The sequence below is a fragment of the Akkermansia muciniphila genome (genome assembly GCF_030848305.1).
Taxonomy (GTDB): domain Bacteria; phylum Verrucomicrobiota; class Verrucomicrobiia; order Verrucomicrobiales; family Akkermansiaceae; genus Akkermansia; species Akkermansia muciniphila_A.
Window position 1 is genome coordinate 1,664,007 of sequence record NZ_CP114598.1, and the last position, 21,044, is coordinate 1,685,050.

The following is a 21,044-nucleotide window of genomic DNA, read 5'->3' on the forward strand; positions in this document are numbered from 1 at the left end:
CGATGGCGCCTGCTTCCTGTCCTGGTGATGATTATGGTTGCGGTTCTGTTCGGGAATGGAGGCGATTAATTAGTCATTTGTATATCTTTTGATTGACCGCATGTGCGCGTACGTATACTTTCCGGTCATGCTCCTTCGATTTTTATCGAGCCTCTTTTTTGCGTCCGGCATCGTTTTTGCCGCCCAGGCGAATCCCCAGCCTTATCCGGATTCCGATTCTTCAGACGGATATGATCCCGGTTTTTATGCAGAGGCTTATTCCGGCGGTTACGACAACGCTTCGGCGCCGGCGGAGGCGTCCGCCTCCAGGCCCGTTTTCCCTACACAGTCCTATTTTGAATTGCTTGGCCCCATGGATTCCAGGAATGGGCTCGGAAGCGTGAATGTCCAGAATTGGATGACGGATTTGAATTTGTGCAGAATGTCCAGCGGTTCCTGGAATTTTTCTTCTACCGCGGCGTTGCGTCTGAGCTGGTTTAACGGAAAAGGGGCGGATAAGATGGATGTGGACCGGCTGTACACGATTTGGCTGAATGTGAATGCCTCCTATGCCGTCACGGGAAAGACGCGCCTGGTTTTCGGTGTGACGCCCCAGATTTCCACGGATTTCGATACCTGGACGAGCCATAATATTTTCTTAGGAGGCCATGTTCTTCTGGCAGGCCCCTTGAACGACCGGTTCAGCTATGGCGTCGGCATCGGCTGTTATCCGCAGCTTGGGGATTATCCTTTGCTGCCTCTTATTCAGTTTAAATGGGATGCTTCCCGGAATTGGACGCTACAACTGGAGGGGACCCGTCTTTCCTATATCAACAGGGTGAGCGAGGGATTCAAGTGGGGGCCGTTCGTTTCCGTGGTGTCCGGCACATGGACGATTCACCATGACCGCCGCGTTCGCCAGTTTGCATGGATTTCCGGCGTCGCCGGCATAGGAGCCGATGCGGGGCTGGGACGTTGGGGCAGCGTTCGCCCCAGGCTGGTGGCGGATATCGGTTTTTCCTTCGGGAATTCCGGTACTATCAAGACTAGCAACGGGAGCCATGATTTGGAAAAGTACCATTATGACCCCGGTTTTTATTTGCGTGCGGGGTTGCTGTTTGAGTTTTGATCGGCCAACAGGATTAGCGAATACATGACGAGGCCTCCGGCGCGTTGAGTGCGCCGGAGGCCTTTTACATATGGGGCGGTCTGAGGCCGGAATGGTGTCCGGGAGCGGTCAGGCTTCTTCAACAGAGGGCCTGCCCACGGAGTGGTATTCAAATCCTACGGCCCGGAGGTTTGCCGGGGAGAGGATGTTTCTTCCATCAAAGATGATGCGGTTGCGCATGACGCCGGCGAGTTTCTGCAGGTCCGCATTCGCGTATTCGCTCCATTCCGTGGCGATCACCAGCACTTCCGCGTCCCGGGCGCATTCGTACATGTCTTCCACCAGTTTGACCCCCCTGGGTTTCAGAATGGGGGCCGCCGTGTGCATGGCTTTGGGATCCGTAGCGGTGACAATGGCTCCTTCCGCGCAGAGTTTTTCACATAGTTTCAGGGCGATGGATTCCCGGATATCATCCGTGTTCTGTTTGAAGGCAAGGCCCCACACGGCTATCTTTTTATCCTTCAGAACCCACAGGCGGTCCCGAATTCTGTCCAGGAAGTGGATGTGCTGGGTGTCGTTGATGTGTTCCACTTCCTCCAGCAGGGTGAAGGGAATGCCCAGCGTGCGGCTGATGTTGATGAAGGCCTTGACGTCTTTCGGAAAGCAGGAGCCGCCGTAGCCCAGCCCCGCGTTAAGGAAGTGGCGTGAGATGCGTTTGTCCATGCCGATGCCTTCCGCCACCAGTTCCACGTCCGCGCCCGTTTTTTCACAGACCTTGGCGACAGCGTTAATGTAGGATATTTTAAGGGCCAGGAAGGAGTTGGCCGCGTGCTTGATGAGTTCCGCAGAGTTGACGTCCGTTTCCAGAATGGGGGCGTGGATGGGCTGGTAAACGCGCTTGATGACGTTCATGGCTTGTTCCGAGTTGGCGCCTATGACAATGCGGTCGGGATGCAGCAGGTCGTCCACGGCGCATCCTTCCCGCAGGAATTCCGGATTGGAGACGATATCGAACTGAACATGCGGCCCCGCATAGTGCTTGATGGTCTGGCTGACTTTTTCCCCGGTTTTGACGGGTACGGTGGATTTGTCCACGATGACTTTGTATCCCATTTCAGGCTGGAGCGCCTGGGCGATTTCCCTGGCCACTTTTTCAATGTAGGTCAGATCCACGGAGCCGTCCGTATTGGGCGGGGTGGGCACAGCGATGAAGATGACTTCGCTTTCCGCGATGGAGTCCGCAATGGAAGAGGAAAATTCCAGCCGTCCGACGGCCACGTTTTTTTTCACGAGTTCTTCCAGCTTGGGCTCGTAAATGGGGATGGACCCGGATTGGAGCGTGCGTATTTTTTCAGCGTTATTGTCTACGCAAATGACGTGATGGCCCATTTCAGCAAAACAGGTGCCAGTAGTCAGTCCCACGTAGCCGCTGCCGATGATTGTTAAATTCATAGTGTTAGCGAAGTATTGATAAAAACTTGATTGCGCCGAAAGATAAAGGCGGCTGAACCAATATTCAAGCATTATTGACAGAGGATTTTTTCTGTCAAAATAAAAAGTTCCTGATTGAGCGTCCCCTTTCCTTGTGGTATAACCGCGACCAGACAGGAAAATATCTGTTTATTTTAATTCGAACGTTATGAAAACACCTATCACCGTTACCGTTACAGGAGCCGCCGGCCAAATTGCCTATTCCCTTCTGTTCCGTATTGCTTCCGGCAGCATGCTGGGGCCGGACCAGCCGATCAACCTGCGCCTGCTGGAAATCCCCCCGGCCATGAATGCCCTGGAAGGGGTGGTGATGGAATTGCGTGACGCCGCATTCCCGCTGGTTAATGAAATTGTTCCGACCTGCGATCCTGATGAAGCGTTCGCCGGGGCCAACTGGTGCCTGCTGGTAGGTTCCGTGCCTCGCAAGGCCGGCATGGAACGCAAGGATTTGCTGGACATCAACGGCAAGGTGTTCATCGGCCAGGGCCAGGCGATTGCCCGCAGCGCCGCCAAGGATGTGCGCGTGCTGGTCGTCGGCAACCCCTGCAATACGAATGCCCTTATTGCCATGCACAACGCAAGCGGCGTTCCCTCCGACCGCTTCTTCGCCATGACCCGCCTGGATGAAAACCGCGCCAAGAGCCAGCTTGCTGAAAAGGCCGGCGTCCATGTGACGGAAGTGACTAACATGACCATCTGGGGCAACCACTCCTCCACCCAGTACCCGGATTTCACCAACGCCAAGATTGGCGGCAAGCCTGTAACGGAAGTTATCAAGGATACGGAATGGCTCAAGGGCGATTTCATTACCACCGTGCAGCAGCGCGGCGCCGCCATCATCAAGGCGCGCGGAGCTTCTTCCGCCGCTTCCGCCGCTTCCGCCGCCGTGGATACCGTCCGCAGCCTGGCTACCCAGACTCCGGAAGGAGACTGGTATTCCGTGGCCGTTTGTTCCGACGGTTCCTACGGCATTGAAAAAGGTCTTATCTGTTCCTTCCCGGTCCGCACCACCAAGGATGGCGGCTGGGAAATCGTGCAGGGGCTTCCGGTTGATGCGTTCTCCCGTGAAAAAATTGACGCTACCGTCAATGAACTGAAGGAAGAACGTGACGCCGTTTCCTCTTTGTTGAAGCATTAATGTTGATTTGCTTTTGCGCCGGGTTTCCCGTTTTCGGGAAGCCCGGTTTTTTATGGCCTGAAGAGTTCATCAACCTCATTTTCTGCGGGACAGAAGTTTTCTTCCGTGTTAAAAAAATAATGGATGCAGCATCCGCTAGTTTATGGATCAGGATCGCATATTATACAGGGGAGAGGCTTTTACGCTGACCGGAAATTCTTTGCGCCAGGATGCCGCGCATTGGGCGGAAGTACAGTCGGACGGTCCGGTGAAAACCATGAAGAACGGCCGCTATTCCGAGTGGCGCATTTTTCCGGAAGCCGGGAGTGCTCCGCATTATCATGGAAATTTTGAAGTGCTTAATCAGGCTTACGGCCTGGCGTTGCATGAGGCCGGGGCCCTGCTTAATGAAGAAGGGACGTTCCGGACGGGGGCCAACTGGCCAACCGTGTGGACCCGGGATATTTCCTACGCCACCCATTTGGGACTGGGGTTGTGGAATGTCCATGCCTGTATGAATAGCCTGAAATCGCGGGTCCGGAACGGGGAGGTGGAGCAGGATACCGGAACGGGCGGCTCCTGGCCCATTTCTTCCGACCGTGTGGTATGGGGGATGGCGGCGTGGGAAGTTTACTGCCTGACGGGGGATGCCGACTGGCTGTCCCTTTCCTGCCGGGTGATGGAAAAGACGTGCGTGAGGGATGAACAGGTGCTTACAGCCACGGGCGGCCTGATGAAGGGGGAATCGTCCGTGCTGGATTGGCGGGAGCAGAGCTATCCTGCGTGGATGACTTCTGCCGATATTGGAGATTCATGCAGCCTTTCCACCATGCTCCTGCACGCGGAGGCCCGCAAGGTGCTGTCCCGGATGTTCCGGGAGCTGGGGCTGGAGGCGAAAGCGCGGGAGTGGGAGGAAAAAAGCGCCTCCCTGGCTTCTGTCATTGAGCGTTTTTTCAGGATTCCGGAACATGTTCTGTACGGGCAGTACCTGTATGGGCGCGGGTACCCCGTGCTGTCGGAGAAGGTGGATTCCCTGGGCAATCTGCTTTGCGTTCTTCTGGGGCAGGCCGGGAGGGCCCATGCCGCCGGGATGGTTGCCTCCCTTCCTCATGGCGTTTATGGCATTCCCTGCATCCATCCCCAGATGCCTGATAGCGTGCCGGCCTACCACAACCGCGCCATGTGGCCGTTCCTGGAGGGCTATTATGCGCAGGCCGCTGCGGCGGTGGAGAATGAATCCGCCCTGGCGCTGGCGGTCGCCTGCATGGTTCGTGCCGCCCTGCTGTGCGGCACGAACAAGGAGAATGTCCTTCTGGAAACGGGGCTGGATGAGGGGCTGCTGCTCAGTTCCGACAGCCAGCTTTGGAGTATTGCCGGAATGCTGGGCTGTTTTTACAAGGGATTGTTCGGTATCCGCCTGTCTCCGGATTCTCTGGAATTCCGCCCTTGCGTTCCCAAGTCTTTTGAAGGCGTTCATGAGTTGTCCGGGCTGGAATACCGCGGCATGACGATAGATGTGATTCTGCAGGGCAGCGGGCACCGGATAGCGCGGTGCCTGGTCAACGGGCAGGAGGCTCCTCCCGTCCTTTCGCCGGGTAGGAAGGGCCGCGTTCTTGTGAAATTGGAGCTGGCCGGCGGAGAGGACGGGGAAGGAACGGTGAATTTAACCTGCATGGGCAGCAGCCTGGAGGCTCCTGCATGGAGGGCGATGCGCCATGGCATTGCATGGGAGGCTGTGAAAGGCGCCGATTATTACCGTGTTTACCGGAACGGCATCCCCGTATCCCAGACGGAGTACTGCCATTATATCCCCGCTCCCGGACGTGGGGACGTGTCTTTCCAGGTGATGGCGGTCGCTCTGGATGGCAGGGAGTCTTATCTTAATGAGCCCAATGATTATCCTTCCGCGGATTCCCGCATGGAGACGCGCCCCTGCGGCCTGAGCGGGGATGAAGTCTGGTTTTCCCGCGTTACGGAGTCTCCGGACGCTCTTTGCTACAATGTCAATATAGACAAGCCCGGCGTTTACCGGGTGGACGCCTTTTTCGCTAACGGCACTTATGATGTTTCAGACGGGAATACCTGTGCCCTGCGCAGCCTGTACCTGAACGGCAGGCGCGCAGGAACGCTGGCGTTCCCCCATACGTCCCGTTCCGGAAACTGGGAGCATTTTATTTATTCCACAGCAGTGGAAGCGGTGATGACGCCCGGTCCCTGCCGTGTGGAAGTGGTGTATGATTCCTTTTCCGAAAATATGAATCGTCTGGTGAATGATATGGTGATAAAACACCTTCGGTTTACCCGTATATCCTGATATCGTTTTATGAATGTTACGTCGAAACGTTTTTCTGTCTTGTTGCTGGTTCTTGGGGCCGGGATTTGGAATGCCCCGTCCATGGGGACGGAGGCGGAGTCAGCTTCCAAGGCGCCTGTTCCTGCCTCCTCATCCCGGGAGGGGGCGGAGTTTACCCGGCTGCCCGTCAGCTGGACGGTTAATCCCGGGGATGCCGCCAACGCCCGCGCCGCCTGGAAAACGCTGAGCGCCTATCATCGGGGCAAACCCAAGTCTTCCAGAAAATTGCACGTGGTTTACGTAACGTTCAAGGACAGGCCGGCCCTTGAAGGATACCGGGAACGGTATGATCATATTCTGAAGAATATTCAGGCTTATTATGCGGATCAGATGCAGGCCAACGGTTTCCCTCCGCTCACATTCCAGCTGGATTTGGATGAACGGGGCAAGCTGGTTATTTATGACGCCTATGTGGATAAACCCATGAGCGAGATGAGCGTGCAGAGCTCCGGCCCCGTTTCCCGGGAGGCCGCCAAGAAGGTGCTGGCTTCCAAGGGAATTGATATTGATAAGGAGCATGTGCTTATCGTGTGCCAGCTTCCGGACGGCGTAGGGCCTTATTACGGCGGCGGCTTCAGCCATCAGGGCACAGGGTGGACCTGCGATCAGGAAGGGCTGGATCCCGCCAGCTTTCTGGATACGGAAATGATGCAGGGCGGCCGTTTCAAGGTGACCAGGGGGAAGAACGCCACCATTTACATAGGCGGCACAGCCCATGAATTGGGGCACTCCTTCGGCCTTCCCCACACGGGGGACGGATGGAATTACCCCAACGCAGGGGCTTCCCTGATGGGACACGGCAATTCCACGTACGGTAATGAGCTGCGCAATGAGGGGAAGGGCTCCTACCTGGCGCCTACGGATGCTTTGAAACTGGCCAGTGTCCCCCTGTTCAACGGGGTGGAGACGGAGCTTCCCTCAGATGCTTCCTTCGGGCGTATGATGGGCAGGTATGTCCCGGGGTCTTTTGAACGGCTGGAGGCCATTCCCGTCAAGGACGGACTACGCCTGAAAGGGAGGGTTCATCTGACGCGCCCCGCCTATGGCATCGTTGCCCATTTGGATCCGCCCGGAGGGTCGGATTATGATTCCAATGCCGTGGGCGCTTCTCTGGATGAAAAGGGAGAGTTTGATCTTACCATCTGCAGGCCGGGCTATAAGGGCGGTTTTATAGAAATGCGGGTGGCCGTATTGAATTGCGACAGCACGCGCAGCATGATTACTCTGCCCGTTTGGATGGATGCCAGGGGGGCCAAAGCCCCTTCGCTGGCCCAGATCGTTTATTTTGGAGATGTTCAGAATCTGTGGAGGCGGGGCCGCATGGAAGAAGCCCGGAAGGCTCTGGCGGAAGTGGAACGCAGGCATGGTTCCCGTCCAGAAGTGAAGGAGTGGCTCCCTGTCTGGAAGCGCGCCCTCCAGCGCCAGAACCTTGCGCTGGAGGTTGCTCCGGCGCAGATTCCCGCGGAAACCGCCAGCATCAGCCTGAATGACTGCAAGCCTTCTGCAGCTCAGGTGGGGTGGGCCGTTCCGTTGTGGGATGCCCTGTTCCCGTCGGATTTGGGGCCCGTGCCTTTCTTCCGGACAATTGGAAGGCCGGAACGTTTCATCCTGGCCCATGCCCCGGCTGTCTTTTCCTATGACCTGGACGGGCGCTGGAAGGAGTTCCGCGCTGATGTGGGGCTGCCTTTCGGGTCCCGCGGCAGCGTCAAATTCAGCGTGTATTTGGACGGCAGGAAGCTCATTGAATCCCCTGTGCTCAAGGACGGGGATTCCATTCCCGTGAAAGCGGCGGTGGAAGGCGGCAGGAAGCTGGAAATCCGCGTGGATGACGCCGGAGACGGCAATTCTGCCGATTGGGGCATCATCGCCAACGGCATGCTGTCCCGGTGAATTTTCCGCTCCACTGGCGGAGAAATGTGACATTAGGCTTGTCTTTTGTCCTTTCTCATAGTGTTCTGTGGGCTAGTCATGATTGGGATGCTTGCAAAGCTATGGGGTGCAGCGGCTCTGGTTGCCGGGGCTTCCCTGTTTGCAGAGACGGCTGCGGAGCGGCCGCCCGCTCCTTCCGCTGAACCCGGGCAGGAAGGTGCCGGGGGGAAAATGGCGGGCAATCTGTTTTCCGGCGCTTTCATGCCGCAGATTCCCTCCAATATCTCCATCACCAATGACGGGGCCGTCAGGGTGGAGGACTCCCGGAAGGTCATTTTTGAAGGACCGCGCATCCACATGGTTACGGATACCGGGGTGGAGGTTTTTGCGGATTATGCCCAGGCGGATATGGATCAGGGCAAGGTGTTTCTGAAAGGGAACCTGTCCATTTACCAGAGTGACGGCAGGACGAGGACCAACAGCCTGGTGCGCGCCGACAGCGCGGAGTTTGACTGGGAGAACGAAGTGCTTCTTACGGAGGCCATCCGTGCGAAGATGGAGGGATTGATTCTGCGCAGCGGAAAGTTTGAATCCCGGAAGGATGCCGCCGGCAACACTTACCTGGAAGCCCGCAATGCCTCCGTCACGGCGGAAGACGTCAGCGAGCCTCTCACCTGGATTTCCGCGGACAGGATACGCGTGTATCCGGAAGACAGGTTTTCTTTCAAGAACCTGACCCTTTATTACGGAGGCGTTCCCTTCTTTTATTTCCCCTATCTCAGCCATTCCCTTAATCCGGAAGTCGGTTACCTTCCCATTCCCGGCATGCGCTCTATCTGGGGGCCTTACCTCCTGAATGAATACGGGTTCCTGATGGGGAAAAAATGGTCGGACAACGGCATGCCTTCCGCGGATTATCTGGGAACCCTGCATGCAGATTACCGCATCCGGCGCGGCTTCGCCTACGGATTGGACATCCGCGACGTGCTGCTGGAAAAGGATTGTCCGGACATGACGGGGCTGTCCTTTTACAAAACCCACGATAAAGGGGTGAAAATCAATGCCGGTGATGATGAGTACCGCGAGCATCTGGATCCGGACCGGTGGAGGTTCGCGCTTCAGCAGATGTGGACCCACCGGGTAAATCTCCGTACGGACTGGCAGTTGAAGGCCAACATCAACATGCTGAGCGACGAGTACATGCTCCGCGATTTTTATCCGGAAATTTATCAGCGCAATTCTTCTCCGGATAACACGGTGCTTCTTTCCCGCACGGACGATACGAATGATTTTTCCCTGCTGCAGCGTTTTGTCCCCAATAATTTTTACATAGCGGATCAGCGGACGGAGTTCAGTTATGAGCGCATCAAATCTCCCATATTCCGTTCTCCCGTCATGTATGAAAGCCGCACCAGTTTCGCTTTCCTCAAGCAATACGTTCCTCCGTTCATGCGGACGGAAATCCGGAACATGCTGGACGGGATGGATCCCGGAACTTCTTCCTATGATTACTGGGCCCGAATGCTGATGACGGACAGCTACAGCAGGTTCCACTCCTTCCATGAAATTTCCGTTTCCAGGAAAATCATGGGGTTCCTGAACCTGACCCCCAAAATGGGCGGGGGTTATACGGGATATTACGGCGTGGAGGACTACAAACCGCTCAATCAGGGAATTTTTTACGCCGGGGCGGACGCTGATTTCAAATTCTCCCGCCGTTATTCTTCCGTCTATAGCGATTCCTTTGGACTGAACGGCATGAATCATATCGTTCAGCCCCACTTTACGCTGGCGTATGTCAAAACCAACCGCCTGAGCGAGCTTTATCCCCAGATTGACGGCGATACCCCCACGACCAATCCCCCGTCCTTGAGCATAGGCAGGTACACGGAGATCGACTCCCTGTCCACGGGGCTCGTGTTCCGGTATGGATTGCGCAATATGCTGATGACCAGCCGGGACGCCAATTCCCACCGCTGGTTTTCCTGGGATGTGTTCATGGATGCTTATCTGTATAATCCCGTTAACCAGCGGGATTTTTCCAACCTTTTTTCGTTCATGCGCTGGAATCCCGTTCCCTGGATGGAATACCGGTCGGAAATGCAGGCTCCCGTTTTGGGGAAGGACAAGATTTCCGGTTGCCATGAATATAACAACTCCCTGCGTTTCATGCCGTGGCGTTCCACGGAGTTCATAGTGGGGCACCGTTATTTGAACCAGCATTCCCTTCTGGAGGACAACAGCCAGCTGGATTTGCGCATTTTGCAGCGTTTTTCGGAAGCCTGGGCTTTCAGCGGCAAGTGGCGTTTTTCCCTGCTGGACGGCAAGATGGACATTCAGGAATATAATGTGTACCACAATATGGGGTCCTGGTATTTGGGTGTGGGCGCTTTCGTCCGCAAGAACGGGAACAAAAACGAATTCGGGCTGGGCATCAGCTTCACCATCCAGCAGACCGGGGATTATATGCCGGTCAAATTCCTTTGATGCCCGGAAAGCCGCGCGGTTGGCGGGATGGGGAGCGGAGCTGTTTCCGGCGTGCCGGACAGGAAGAAGGGCGGGGCCGGCAGGGAGCCGCTGCCGCTCTTGTGCCGGAACCTTGGCTTGCATTCCGGCAGGGAACGGGGAAAATGCCAGGGCATGGAGCAAGCTGCGGGGAAAAGCCGCCCGGCTTCCTGCATGAAACATCATACACGAATATGAACGCTCAGGAATTGATCGAGACGCTGGAATGGCGTTACGCCACCAAGGTATTCAATCCGGACCGCCGCATTCCGGCGGAAGACTGGGAAGCCCTTCTGGAATCCCTTCATTTGAGCCCTTCCTCCCTGGGGCTTCAGATGTGGAAGTTCCTTGATGTCCGGGATCCCTCTGTGCGTTCCCGGCTTCGGGAGGTTTCATGGGGACAGCCCCAGGTTACGGACGCTTCCCGTCTGGTGGTTTTTTGTGCCCGCAGGGACTTCAAGCCGGAAGACGTGCAGCGCTATCTGGAACGTATCGTGGAAGTGCGCGGTGTCACCATGGATTCCCTGGACCAGTACCGCGCCCGCATTTTTGAACTGGTGGGTTCCAAGTCTCCGGAAGCGCTGAAAGCCTGGCTGGAACGGCAGGTGTACATTGCCCTCGGGTTCATGATGAGCTGCGCCGCGGATCTCCGCGTGGACACCTGCGCGCTGGAAGGGATGGATCCGCTTGCCTATGACCGTATTCTTCATCTGGAGAATTCCCCTTATTACACGCTTTGCGCCCTGGCCCTGGGTTACCGGAATGAAGAGGCGGATAAGTACGCCCGCCTGGCGAAAGTGCGTTTTGACCGGGATGAGGTCATTCCGGTCATCTGACGGAGTTTTTTACTAATCCCCGGTTTCAAGCAGCAGCCGCATGTCTTCCGGCAGGGGGGCTTCCGCGGTGAAGGTCTCTTCATCAAACGGAAATTCCAGCCGGCAGGCATGCAGCGCATGGCGCGGCAGAACCAGCCGCTCCTCCAGTTCCCGGCTCCATCCATGCTGGATGTATTCCAGATAGCAATGTTCGGACGGACCGTAAATTTTGTCACCCAGGATGGGATGTCCCAAGTGTGCCAAATGCACGCGTATCTGGTGCATGCGTCCCGTTTCCGGAATGCACCGGACCAGCGCCAGAGGGCCCCAGCGTGTGTTCCACGTTCGTTCTTTCCGGAAAACGGTAGTGCATGCTTTGCCGGCTGGATGCACGGCCTGTTTGACCCATATGCGGCTTTCCGCCACTTCCCCCTGTCTCAAAATGGGGGCGGCACATGCTGTTTCCGTCCATTCAGGCCATCCTTGCACGATCGCCAGATATTCCTTGTGCATCAGGCGCCGCTGCATGGCTCTTCCCAGCTCCCTGGCCGCTCTTTTGTTTTTAGAAATCAGCGTCAGGCCGCTGGTTTCCCGGTCCAGCCTGTTGACCAGGGAAAGGGCGGCTCCGTTGGCTATTTCGTAGCTTAGCAGGGCTTCCACCCCTTCCAGAAGGTTGGGTTCCTTTTTCCCGTTGGACGGGTGGACGATGAGGGGCGCCCCCTTGTCCACCACAATCCAGTCCCCGGATTCCGCCGCTACCTCAAAGTGCGGAAAACAGGCAATCGGCGCGTCGGAAATAGGGATCCACATGGCGGACGGGAGGATTACAGCGTCTCCGGACGGATGGGCGCCCATTCCCCCGGTTTCAGGTTCAGGCTGTCCAGATGCAGGGAGCCGATGGAAATACGGCACAGAGATAAGACGGGAGCGCCTGCGGCGGCCAGCATGCGGCGGACCTGGTGGTATTTCCCTTCCGTAAGCGTCAGCCGGGCAAGCCGCGGCTCCCGGATTTCCAGCAGGGCGGGGGCGCAGGGGCGAGCCTCCCCATTTAGCGTGAGAGTCCCGGAGGCGAACAGCTCCACGGCTTCTATAGGGATATCCTTCTCCGTGACGGCTTCATAAACCTTGGCGACGTGATGGCGGGGGGAGGTCATGCGGTGGATGAATTTTCCATCATCCGTGAGGAGCAGCAGACCGGAAGTTTCCTTGTCCAGCCGTCCTACGGAAGAGACCGCAGGGTTTCTGTTCCGCCACCGGAAGGGCAGCAGATCGTAAATCAAATCCCCCTCACCGTCGTCATGGCTGCATGTGTACCCTTCAGGTTTGTAAAGGGCGGCGTACAGGCCGTCCGGGAATTCTACAGGCTCTCCGTCCAGCAGGATGCCTTCCGCCTGCACCTTGTCCGTGGGCGCGGAGCATGGTTTTCCTTTGAATGTAACGGAGTGGCGTTTGATCCAACCCGGCGCTTCCCGCCTGGAACAATATCCGTAACGGGATAAAAGAGCATCCAGTCTCATACGGCGTATTTTTTCCTAACGGGAACAAAAAACAAGGTTGAAGTATGCCTCCCCGGCTGATACCATTGGACCATTACATGCAGGGCCGCCCTGTTGGGGCGCTGCCATTATTCCCATTTACGCTTATATAGTTCCATGATTGAAACGATTACAGAAGAACAGTTGACTCCCCAGCAGGCCGAATTTTGGGTGCGCGCCCGCCAGGCGGTGGACATGAACAATTATCCTTATGCCGTCAGTCTGCTCAAGGCCCTGGTAAAGCAGCTCCCCGGCTTTCTGGAAGGACGCAAGGCGTTGCGCGCCTGTGAAATCAAATTGAATCCGGAGGCCAAGAGAGGAGGCCTGTTCAGCGGCATGAAAATCAGCACCAGCAAGCTCACTTCTTCCAAAAAAGACGCGGCTACCCAGCTTTCCGCGCTGGAAGACGAATTGGAACATGATCCTTACAGCATTCCGGTCAATGAGGCCCTGTTCATGGCTGCCATGGAAGTGGATTTTCCGGACTTGGCCGCTTTTGCTCTGGAGACCGTCCGCCAGGGGCACCCGGGCAATAAGAAAATGCTCCATATGCTGGCCTCCCATTACGTTTCCCGGGATATGCCGGCCCAGGCTGCGGAGGTGTACCATGACCTTGTAAAGCTGGATCCTACGGACAGTGTGGCCGTGAAGAGTGAAAAGGACTGCATGGCACGCGCCACGATGCAGCAGCAAAAGTGGGAGGAAGCCAAAAGCTTCCGGGACGTGATGAAGAACTCATCCGAAACGAACACCCTGGACAAGAGCGACAAGAAAGGACTCACCCGTGCGGAACTGGAAGAGCGCCTGGGGCTTCTCTCCGCCCGTTACGCCCAGAACCAGCAGGATCTGGCCGTCGTGCGCGACATTGCCGGCGTTTATGAACAAATGGAAGACTGGGCGAATGCCTATTCCTTCTATAATTATGCGTTCAGCCTCAGCAACAATGATATTTCCCTGGAAAACAAGGCCTCGGAAATGAATGAGCGCTGCCGCAAGGCCCAGGTGGAGGAAATCCGCCGCCGCGCTGCCGCGGAGCCGGATAATAAGGAGCTTCAGGAACAGCTGGCCCAGTTCAGCAAGGAGGCCGCGGAACAGCAGGTGGCCTTGTGCCGCCAGCGCGTGGAAAACAACCCCACGGATCCGCAGACCCGTTTTGAACTGGGGCAGGCCCTCTTCGACTGCGGCAATTACACGGAAGCCATTCCGGAACTCCAGCGCGCCCGCAACAATCCCCATATCCGCATCCGCGCCATGCTGTTGCTTGGCAAGTGTTATGACGCCAAGAACATGCATGATATGGCCCTGCGCCAGCTGGAGGAAGCCAATAAGGAATTAATAGAAATGAATGATACCAAGAAGGAAATCCTCTACATGATCGGCCTGCTTTATGAAAAGCAGGGCAAGAAGGGGGAATCCCTGGCTGCATTCCAGCAGATTTACGATGCCGAGTACGGCTACCGCGACGTAGCCCGGCGTGTGGAATCCTCTTACGGCAATTAAGGCGGTTTTCATTCCGCGCCCGTAATGGGACGCCATGCTCAAAGCCTTTGCCGTTTCCGGCAAAGGCTTTGTTGTTGGAAGGTTATGACAGATTGTTTTTTTCTTATGAAACATGAATGATCAATGTTTTTATGATTCTTCTGATTGGCGGCGGCACGCATACCGGGAAAACGCTTGCGGCGCAGCGGGTGCTTGAAAAATATTCCTATCCCTATTTGTCCATTGACCATTTAAAGATGGGGTTGATACGCAGCGGAATGTGTCCCCTTTCTCCTGAGAGCCCCGATGAAGAGCTGACCCCCTTCCTCTGGGGCATGATCAGGGAAATTGTAAAGACCGCGATTGAAAACGGTCAGAATTTAGTGGTGGAAGGTTGCTATATTCCCTTTGACTGGAAAAAGGATTTTACGCAAGCCTGCCGGGAACAGATACGGTATGTATGCCTGATTTTTTCAGAGAATTATATTCAAGGGCATTATCATGATATCCTGAATTATGAGAATGCGATTGAAAAGCGTGTGGAGAATGCTGCCTTGACACGGGAAGAGTTGCTGCGTGAAAACAGGGACAATCTTGAAAAATGCAGGTTCTACGGCTGTGACTATCTGTTGATTGACGAGCCTTACAATGTGGAGATCGTGTTGTAGAGAACAGAGGTTTCAAATTGTTCCGGGGAAGGAAAAAGGATGTTATGCCGGATTGCTTTGTTCATAGGGACAGGCGGTAAGGGGCCGTGTAATGCGTCAAGACCTCTGATAGAACTATGCCGGGTATCTTAATAACTTGTCCAGCCGCCCACTCCGTGCAGGGTGTTTGCATCGGCTTTGCCCGGCCAGCAGGCCATTTCTGGCCACTGCCTCGTATCTTTCCCTGGTAGCCTCGTTATGAACGCCTGTATCCTGTCATTGAGCATTCATCGCATCTTTAACGCCCTCTCGCTGGACGGTTGGGAATCCGGTTTTGGACTGCCCGTAGTCACCATCGCAAACCTGGTCGCATCATTTTCGGCGTTCACCGTCTGACCATCCATCCCCGCAACGCATACAATGCAGCCGTATGCAAATGGGGTAATCAATGGATTCGAAATACTGACGCATACCCATCCCTTGCCATTTCTGCGGCCCACAATACGGCATTTTTCATTTTGACGTGTGGCTGTTTTAACAACAGGGGAAAATAAAAACCGCTGTAAGCGTTTCAGCTTACAGCGGTTAAAAATGGTCGGGTTGACAGGATTCGAACCTGCGACCCCCTGCACCCCATGCAGGTGCGCTACCAGACTGCGCTACAACCCGATGAACTCGGACCGACCGGGGTCGTGTCTCGTGACGGCGAGGTGTATATAGGAAAACTTTAGTGTTGGCAAGAGTCTTTTTTCATAGCATACCTTTTTTGTCATGAAGCAAGTTCAAGTTGCAGTCGTCGGAGCCAGTGGCTACACCGGGCAGGAGTTGTTGCGCATCCTTTTGAACCATCGCGGCGTGAAGCTGGTATGCGCTACTTCCCGCCAGTATGCCGGGCAGCCGTTGTGGGAGGTTTTCCCCCGTTTTCGGCAGGTTCCGGGTTCCGACCTGAAGTTTACGGATTCCGATGTGGAAGCGATTGCCGCCACTGGGGCGGAGGTCGCTTTTCTGGCCCTGCCTCATGGCGTGGCCGCTTCCTATGCCCGCGGTCTGGTGGACCGGGGCGTGCGCGTGATTGACCTGAGCGCGGATTTCCGTCTGGACAGCCCGGAGGTGTACGAAGAGTATTACGGGAACCCCCACCCGGACACTGCCCTGATGCAGGAGGCCGTGTACGGCTTGCCGGAGTGGCGCCGGGAGGAGATTGCCCGGGCGCGCATTGTGGCTTCTCCCGGCTGCTATCCCACCAGCATTCTTTTGCCTCTCATTCCCTTGTTCAAGGCGGGCATGCTGGAGCCGGAGAACGTGGTGGTCTGTTCCGGCAGCGGCGTGAGCGGAGCGGGGCGCAAGGCGTCCATTCCGCTGCTGTTCTGCGAGTGCAATGAGAGTTTTCATGCCTACGGAGTGCCGAAACACCGCCATTTGAGTGAAATTGAACAGGAGCTTTCCCATGCCGCGGGGGAAACGGTGGTGATGTCCTTTACCCCCCATTTGATTCCCGTTAATACGGGCATCTGCTCCACGATTACGGCCAAAGTGAAAAAGGGGGCGGACCCCGAATGCGTCGGCCGCCTGCTGGAAGAAGCTTATGCCGCGGCCCCGTTCGTCCGCCTTCTGGGGCGCAACCAGCCTGCGGATACTAAGAATGTAACGCGGACGAACTGCGTGGACATTGGCTGGGCTTATGATCCCCGCACGAACCGCGTGATTCTGATGAGCGCGGAGGATAATGTGGTGAAGGGTGCGGGGGGCCAGGCCGTTCAGTCCTTCAATATCATGTGCGGATTTGATGAAACGGAAGGCTTGTGGGTTCTGTAGCTTTTTGATATGTTGAAAGACACTTTCAAGACGATGAATGATTCATCCTATATTCCGGTTGACGGGGGCGTTTGCGCGCCCCGGGGATTTTTGGGGAGCGCCGTAAGCTGCGGCATCAAGAAGCCTACGGCCACGCGTCTGGACCTGGCCCTGATTTATTCCACGGAACCCTGCGTGTCCGCAGGAACGTTTACGACCAACCGCGTGCAGGCCGCCTGCGTGAAGGTGAGCCGGGAGCATCTCCGGAAAGGAAATATCCGCGCCATCGTGGCGAACAGCGGGAACGCGAACGCCTGCACCGGTACCCGGGGTGTGGAGGACGCCAGGGGCGAATGCCGCAGCGTTGCGGAGCTTCTGGGGCTGGAGCCCGCAGAAGTGGCCGTATGTTCCACCGGCGTGATTGGCCTGCCAATGCCTATGATGCGCATTTATCCGAAGTTCCCGGAGTTGGCGGAGGGTCTTTCCCGCGACAAGGGGCATGAGGTGGCCCAGGCCGTGATGACCAGCGATACGAAGGAGAAAATCATCGCCATTGAATTTGTGGTGCAGGGCAAACCCGTGCGCATCGGCGCCTGCTGCAAGGGGGCTGGCATGATCAATCCCTGCATGGCGACCATGTTGTGCTTTATCACGACGGATGCGGGCGTTTCCCGCGATGTGCTGGAGCTGTGCGTGCAGTCCGGAGTGAAGAGTTCTTTTAACTGCATCACCATTGACGGAGACATGAGCACGAATGACACGGTTCTGGTGATGGCGAACGGGGCGTCCGGCGTGAAGCTGGAAACTCCGGAAGATATTTACGCTTTCCAGCAGGCTTTGGCCCATGTGATGCTGGAACTGGCCAAGCACATCGTGCAGGACGGAGAGCGGGTGACCAAGTTCGTCACCGTGCATGTGACGGGAGGCCGCACGGAGGATGAAGCGAAAAAAGCGGCGGAAGCCGTAGCCAAGTCTTCCCTGGTGAAGAGTTCCTGGAACGGGAACGATCCCAACTGGGGGCGCATTATTCATGCTGTGGGCTACTGCGGAGCAAAGGTGGACGAAGAGAAGATAGACATCGACATCGCCGGTTTGGCCGCCTGCCGCGGCGGCGTGCAGGCGGATACTCCGTCCGACGATTTGCGGCAGGCCGTGCAGGTTCCCGCGTTCCAGGTGGATATCAATTTGAATCGGGGCGAGTTTTCCCATACGGTGTATACCACGGATTTGTCTCCGGAATACGTGGATTTCAACCGTTCCGAGTATGCGTACTGGAACCAGGCGAAGGCGGACGGCCTGACCTGTTAACTGGTTCAGTCATGGCGCGTGGCAAATGCCGCCAGGGAAAGGCGGGGGGAATGGTTCCCTCCGCCGGGGTGTTGATGGAGGTGCGGCGCCTTCTGGATGAAGGCGCTTTCCGCGCTTCCCGCGCCCAGCGTTTCTGTACCGGCGCTGCGGATTGCTGCCGGTTCCGCCTGACCGGGGAGACGCCGCATGTAACGCTGGGTGAGGCATGGGTGGCCTGGAAGGCGTGGCGCGCTTCCGGACGCACCCGGCTGGAGCTGCCTCCGGACGGGAGCTGCCCTTTTTTAAGCGGGCAGGGAAGATGCATGATTTATGAAGGCAGGCCGTTAGCGTGCCGCACTCATTTCTGCGTGCCGGCCGGGGGCGCCTTGCCCCGCCGGGAGGTCATTGACCTGATTCATGCGCTGGAAGATATTGACGCCGCGCTGGGCGGCGATGGCGCGTCCCGGCTTCCGGAAGCCGTGGCACGGTTGTCCCGAAAAGGCCCAGCGGACGGAAGGAAGAGGCGGCGATGACGGTCCGGGGTTTTGACGGCTGTCAGGTATCTATTTCCGGGCGGGGACATGTTTTCCCGCGTGTGTTGATGACCGGATCCAGGTCAAGGAGATGGAATTTTCGGGGGAGGCAGGCAGGAAAACGACTTTTCAGCCCTCTGAGTCCGTTTTTTTCTCTTTTTCCTGTTTGGAAGCCAGATGGCGCAAGGCGCTGGCGGCCTTTTTGTTGCCGTGCCGGACGGCTTTCAGATACCATTCTTCCGCCTGTTTGTCGTCCTGCTCAATGCCGTAGCCGTGGGCATAACAGTTGCCCACATTGAACATGGCTGTGGCGTTGCCCTGTTCCGCCGCCTTAAGATACCATTTCAGGGCTTCTTCCCGGTTGACGGGCGTTCCCTTTCCGTTCAGATGGCACCACCCCAGGTTGAGCTGGGCGGTGGTATGCCCCTGTTCGGCGGCTTTAGTGTACCAGTGGACGGCTTTGGCCATGTCCACTTCCATGCCCCGGCCGTTGCCGTAGCACCATCCCAGCGTGTATTGAGCCGTAATCTGCCCCTGTAGGGCTGATTTGTGATACCATACCAGCGCTTTGTTCAGATCCGGCTTTACGCCGAAACCGTTTTCATAGCACCAGCCCAGATTGTATTGGGCTGTAGCGTGGTTCTGCATGGCGGCTTCCTCATACCAGTAAGCGGCTTTCTGCGGGTCTTTTGGGGTTCCGCTTCCGTTGCCATAGCACCAGGCCAGGTTATACTGGGCGCGGGGGTCTCCCTGTTCCGCAGCCTGCTTGTACCAGTATACGGCTTGTTCCCAGTTTTTCCGGCTGGGGCTGTTGGCGTAAATCCAGCCGAGGTTGAGCTGGGCTACTGCGTGGCCCTGTTCCGCCGCTTTTTTGTACCAGACGATGGCCTGTTGTTCGTCTTTTTCCACGCCCAGGCCGTTGATGTAGCAGAAGCCGAGGTCGAATTGCGCGGTGGGATGCCCCTGTTCGGCGGCTTTACGGTACCAGTAAAAGGCTTTGCCGTTGTCCTGAGGGGCGCCGATGCCGTTGGAATAAGCCCATCCCAGGTTGAGCTGGGCGGTAACGTGGCCCAGTTCCGCTGCCTGCTGATAGCAGTAAAAAGCTTCCTGCTGGTTTTCCGCCACTCCGCGCCCCTGTTCGTAGTTGATCGCCAGCTGGAACAGTGCCTGCGCGTCTCCTTGCAGAGCTATTTGCTGAAGGGTTTCTATGTCGACGGAATAGATGGAGACGGTGTTTTCCTGCTCACCGTGGTTGTGGGAAGCGTCATTCATTTCACAGGTAACCGCACCGGGGAACAACTGGGACAATTTTCGCTCTCCTGAACTTGTGCGCTTGCCGATTCTGCACATTTCCCCCATAAGAATCAAGACCCGTTTTTACGAGGGCCGGAGTTCGGAAAGCGTTACCGTCCAGTAAGCCTGCGACGGGACAGGACAAGGAATGAACCGCAGAGGAAGAGGATTCCGGCGCCGGGTTCCGGGACTCTCAGGTCCCCCAGCGGAGCGGTGAAGCTCTGTATTTCTCCCAGGCGGATGCCCGTCAGTCCCGCTTCGTCGTAGTTATAATTATACACGTCGTTTTCTCCATCCAGGCTGGTCAGATAAATGTCGCAGTGGGAGGAGCCGTATTCGTCCGTATAGTCGTTCACGACTACTTTCTGGCGGAACATTTCCACAGCGTAGTCGTCCGAGTCCGTCAGGTAGATAATCAGATTGCCGTCTTTGTCCGTGTCGTAGCCCCACATGGTGATGGCGTGGCCTCTTCCTTCTTCCCCGACGGTCAGCGTGGTTCCCCAGTTTTTGTTGATGCTGTTTGTCAGTTTCTGGTAAACGCCGCTTCTGGTGTCTCCGTCCCAGAAGCTGTATGCGGAAAATAAGGGGTTGTCAACAGCTCCTCCGCTTGAGGACTGCGGGACTGTCAGTCCCAGCTCTTTCCAGTATCCTCCGGGAGCTGTCGTCGTAGAAAGGCTCGGATAGGCGGTGGTATCCAGCATCCCGCCGTTGACCCACCAGTTGTAGGCCTGTTCCACGGAGCCTCCGCTGTTTGTCCAGTTCGTGGAGATGGTTTGGTAAATGGCCAGCTGGGCGACCTGCGGCATGACATCGTAAGTGGCGGATTTCCCGTTGGGCGTGGTGGATTTCAGGTCGCTTCTGGTATCCTGCCACCATTGGAGCACGTTGGAGGCTGCCGCCGCCCAGCAGATATTCTGGTCATAAGGAAGGTACAGCCATTCTGTGGGCCGTGCGGAAACCGGAGGATTTAACGGGTTGGTGGGGTGGGGCTTGGTCCCCCATGTCCATTTGGTTTTTTTATTGCAATCATACCATCCTCCGGATTCGGAGACATTTTCAAGGAATACGGGCGCGGCATGAAGCGTTCCGGGAAGGAACAACGCCGCCAGAGCAGAAGAGAGGAAACGGAGAGTCATAGGAAAAAGGAATACGTAACTCCTTTTTTGGTGAAAAAACAGGGAGGTCGTCAAGATAATAAATAGGGAAAGGGGGAGAATAGACCCCGGAGAAGCGGAATTT

At 56.4% G+C, this 21,044-nt stretch carries 16 protein-coding genes and 1 tRNA gene; 11 read left to right on the top strand and 6 right to left on the bottom strand.

Annotated features, from left to right (window positions below; genetic code table 11):
• Positions 1–127: 127 nt before the first annotated feature.
• Complete coding sequence (locus O4G22_RS07295; RefSeq protein ID WP_306701414.1) at positions 128–1,108, top strand: Amuc_1434 family mucin 2-degrading aspartic protease; 981 nt, start codon at positions 128–130, stop codon at positions 1,106–1,108.
• Positions 1,109–1,216: 108 nt separating this feature from the next.
• Here the strand turns inward: O4G22_RS07295 and O4G22_RS07300 are convergent, their stop codons facing one another.
• Positions 1,217–2,539, bottom strand: a complete 1,323-nt coding sequence (locus O4G22_RS07300; RefSeq protein WP_094135346.1) for a UDP-glucose dehydrogenase family protein — start codon at positions 2,537–2,539, stop codon at positions 1,217–1,219.
• 187 nt (positions 2,540–2,726) lie between these two features.
• Here O4G22_RS07300 and O4G22_RS07305 point away from each other — a divergent pair, with 187 nt between their 5' ends.
• From O4G22_RS07305 to O4G22_RS07325, 5 genes are all read left to right on the top strand, one after another.
• Positions 2,727–3,716, top strand: a complete 990-nt coding sequence (locus O4G22_RS07305) for a malate dehydrogenase (RefSeq protein ID WP_094135345.1) — start codon at positions 2,727–2,729, stop codon at positions 3,714–3,716.
• 142 nt (positions 3,717–3,858) lie between these two features.
• Positions 3,859–6,009 carry a hypothetical protein gene (locus tag O4G22_RS07310; RefSeq protein WP_306713840.1) on the top strand — a complete coding sequence of 717 codons (2,151 nt, stop codon included), beginning with the start codon at positions 3,859–3,861 and terminating at the stop codon, positions 6,007–6,009.
• A gap of 9 nt (positions 6,010–6,018) precedes the next feature.
• On the top strand, positions 6,019–7,938 hold the full coding sequence (locus O4G22_RS07315) for an NPCBM/NEW2 domain-containing protein (protein ID WP_295977887.1): 1,920 nt from the start codon (positions 6,019–6,021) through the stop codon (positions 7,936–7,938).
• Between the two features lie 87 nt (positions 7,939–8,025).
• Positions 8,026–10,404 (top strand): LPS-assembly protein LptD, encoded by a 2,379-nt coding sequence (locus tag O4G22_RS07320; RefSeq protein ID WP_094135342.1) that lies wholly within the window; start codon positions 8,026–8,028, stop codon positions 10,402–10,404.
• A gap of 212 nt (positions 10,405–10,616) precedes the next feature.
• On the top strand, positions 10,617–11,258 hold the full coding sequence (locus tag O4G22_RS07325; RefSeq protein WP_297545141.1) for an NAD(P)H-dependent oxidoreductase: 642 nt from the start codon (positions 10,617–10,619) through the stop codon (positions 11,256–11,258).
• Between the two features lie 12 nt (positions 11,259–11,270).
• Here O4G22_RS07325 and O4G22_RS07330 read toward each other — a convergent pair whose 3' ends face one another.
• Positions 11,271–12,047 (bottom strand): RluA family pseudouridine synthase, encoded by a 777-nt coding sequence (locus tag O4G22_RS07330; protein WP_306701418.1) that lies wholly within the window; start codon positions 12,045–12,047, stop codon positions 11,271–11,273.
• A 14-nt stretch (positions 12,048–12,061) separates the two neighbouring features.
• On the bottom strand, positions 12,062–12,754 hold the full coding sequence (locus O4G22_RS07335; RefSeq protein ID WP_306701419.1) for a pseudouridine synthase: 693 nt from the start codon (positions 12,752–12,754) through the stop codon (positions 12,062–12,064).
• A gap of 135 nt (positions 12,755–12,889) precedes the next feature.
• Here O4G22_RS07335 and O4G22_RS07340 point away from each other — a divergent pair, with 135 nt between their 5' ends.
• Together O4G22_RS07340 and O4G22_RS07345 are read left to right on the top strand one after the other, a co-directional pair.
• Positions 12,890–14,272, top strand: coding sequence for a tetratricopeptide repeat protein (locus tag O4G22_RS07340; RefSeq protein ID WP_094135338.1), 1,383 nt, complete (start codon positions 12,890–12,892; stop codon positions 14,270–14,272).
• A 131-nt stretch (positions 14,273–14,403) separates the two neighbouring features.
• Complete coding sequence (locus O4G22_RS07345) at positions 14,404–14,919, top strand: zeta toxin family protein (RefSeq protein WP_306701420.1); 516 nt, start codon at positions 14,404–14,406, stop codon at positions 14,917–14,919.
• A 571-nt stretch (positions 14,920–15,490) separates the two neighbouring features.
• Here O4G22_RS07345 and O4G22_RS07350 read toward each other — a convergent pair.
• A tRNA-Pro gene (locus tag O4G22_RS07350) sits at positions 15,491–15,567 on the bottom strand.
• Between the two features lie 102 nt (positions 15,568–15,669).
• Between O4G22_RS07350 and argC the strand changes: the two genes are divergently transcribed.
• The 3 genes from argC to O4G22_RS07365 are packed head-to-tail and all read left to right on the top strand — an operon-like array spanning position 15,670 to position 18,512.
• Positions 15,670–16,713: an N-acetyl-gamma-glutamyl-phosphate reductase gene (gene argC / locus O4G22_RS07355; protein ID WP_297667774.1), complete on the top strand. Its 1,044-nt coding sequence runs from the start codon at positions 15,670–15,672 to the stop codon at positions 16,711–16,713.
• Positions 16,714–16,722: 9 nt separating this feature from the next.
• Entirely contained in the window at positions 16,723–18,000 is a 1,278-nt protein-coding gene (gene argJ / locus O4G22_RS07360; RefSeq protein WP_256943507.1) for a bifunctional glutamate N-acetyltransferase/amino-acid acetyltransferase ArgJ, read from the top strand.
• An 11-nt stretch (positions 18,001–18,011) separates the two neighbouring features.
• The gene (locus O4G22_RS07365) at positions 18,012–18,512 is read left to right on the top strand and encodes a YkgJ family cysteine cluster protein (RefSeq protein WP_306701421.1); all 501 of its coding nucleotides are present in this window, start codon (positions 18,012–18,014) and stop codon (positions 18,510–18,512) included.
• 129 nt (positions 18,513–18,641) lie between these two features.
• Here O4G22_RS07365 and O4G22_RS07370 read toward each other — a convergent pair whose 3' ends face one another.
• On the bottom strand, positions 18,642–19,784 hold the full coding sequence (locus O4G22_RS07370; RefSeq protein WP_306701422.1) for a tetratricopeptide repeat protein: 1,143 nt from the start codon (positions 19,782–19,784) through the stop codon (positions 18,642–18,644).
• A gap of 131 nt (positions 19,785–19,915) precedes the next feature.
• The gene (locus tag O4G22_RS07375) at positions 19,916–20,941 is read right to left on the bottom strand and encodes a hypothetical protein (protein WP_288926625.1); all 1,026 of its coding nucleotides are present in this window, start codon (positions 20,939–20,941) and stop codon (positions 19,916–19,918) included.
• Positions 20,942–21,044 lie beyond the last annotated feature (103 nt).

Bases quoted from the DNA above. Each gene is read 5' to 3' on its own strand.
- O4G22_RS07295 (WP_306701414.1), top strand. From the start codon at position 128: ATGCTCCTTCGATTTTTATCGAGCCTCTTTTTTGCGTCCGGCATCGTT.
- O4G22_RS07300 (WP_094135346.1), bottom strand. From the start codon at position 2,539: ATGAATTTAACAATCATCGGCAGCGGCTACGTGGGACTGACTACTGGC.
- O4G22_RS07305 (WP_094135345.1), top strand. From the start codon at position 2,727: ATGAAAACACCTATCACCGTTACCGTTACAGGAGCCGCCGGCCAAATT.
- O4G22_RS07310 (WP_306713840.1), top strand. From the start codon at position 3,859: ATGGATCAGGATCGCATATTATACAGGGGAGAGGCTTTTACGCTGACC.
- O4G22_RS07315 (WP_295977887.1), top strand. From the start codon at position 6,019: ATGAATGTTACGTCGAAACGTTTTTCTGTCTTGTTGCTGGTTCTTGGG.
- O4G22_RS07320 (WP_094135342.1), top strand. From the start codon at position 8,026: ATGCTTGCAAAGCTATGGGGTGCAGCGGCTCTGGTTGCCGGGGCTTCC.
- O4G22_RS07325 (WP_297545141.1), top strand. From the start codon at position 10,617: ATGAACGCTCAGGAATTGATCGAGACGCTGGAATGGCGTTACGCCACC.
- O4G22_RS07330 (WP_306701418.1), bottom strand. From the start codon at position 12,047: ATGTGGATCCCTATTTCCGACGCGCCGATTGCCTGTTTTCCGCACTTT.
- O4G22_RS07335 (WP_306701419.1), bottom strand. From the start codon at position 12,754: ATGAGACTGGATGCTCTTTTATCCCGTTACGGATATTGTTCCAGGCGG.
- O4G22_RS07340 (WP_094135338.1), top strand. From the start codon at position 12,890: ATGATTGAAACGATTACAGAAGAACAGTTGACTCCCCAGCAGGCCGAA.
- O4G22_RS07345 (WP_306701420.1), top strand. From the start codon at position 14,404: ATGATTCTTCTGATTGGCGGCGGCACGCATACCGGGAAAACGCTTGCG.
- argC (WP_297667774.1), top strand. From the start codon at position 15,670: ATGAAGCAAGTTCAAGTTGCAGTCGTCGGAGCCAGTGGCTACACCGGG.
- argJ (WP_256943507.1), top strand. From the start codon at position 16,723: ATGTTGAAAGACACTTTCAAGACGATGAATGATTCATCCTATATTCCG.
- O4G22_RS07365 (WP_306701421.1), top strand. From the start codon at position 18,012: ATGGCGCGTGGCAAATGCCGCCAGGGAAAGGCGGGGGGAATGGTTCCC.
- O4G22_RS07370 (WP_306701422.1), bottom strand. From the start codon at position 19,784: ATGAATGACGCTTCCCACAACCACGGTGAGCAGGAAAACACCGTCTCC.
- O4G22_RS07375 (WP_288926625.1), bottom strand. From the start codon at position 20,941: ATGACTCTCCGTTTCCTCTCTTCTGCTCTGGCGGCGTTGTTCCTTCCC.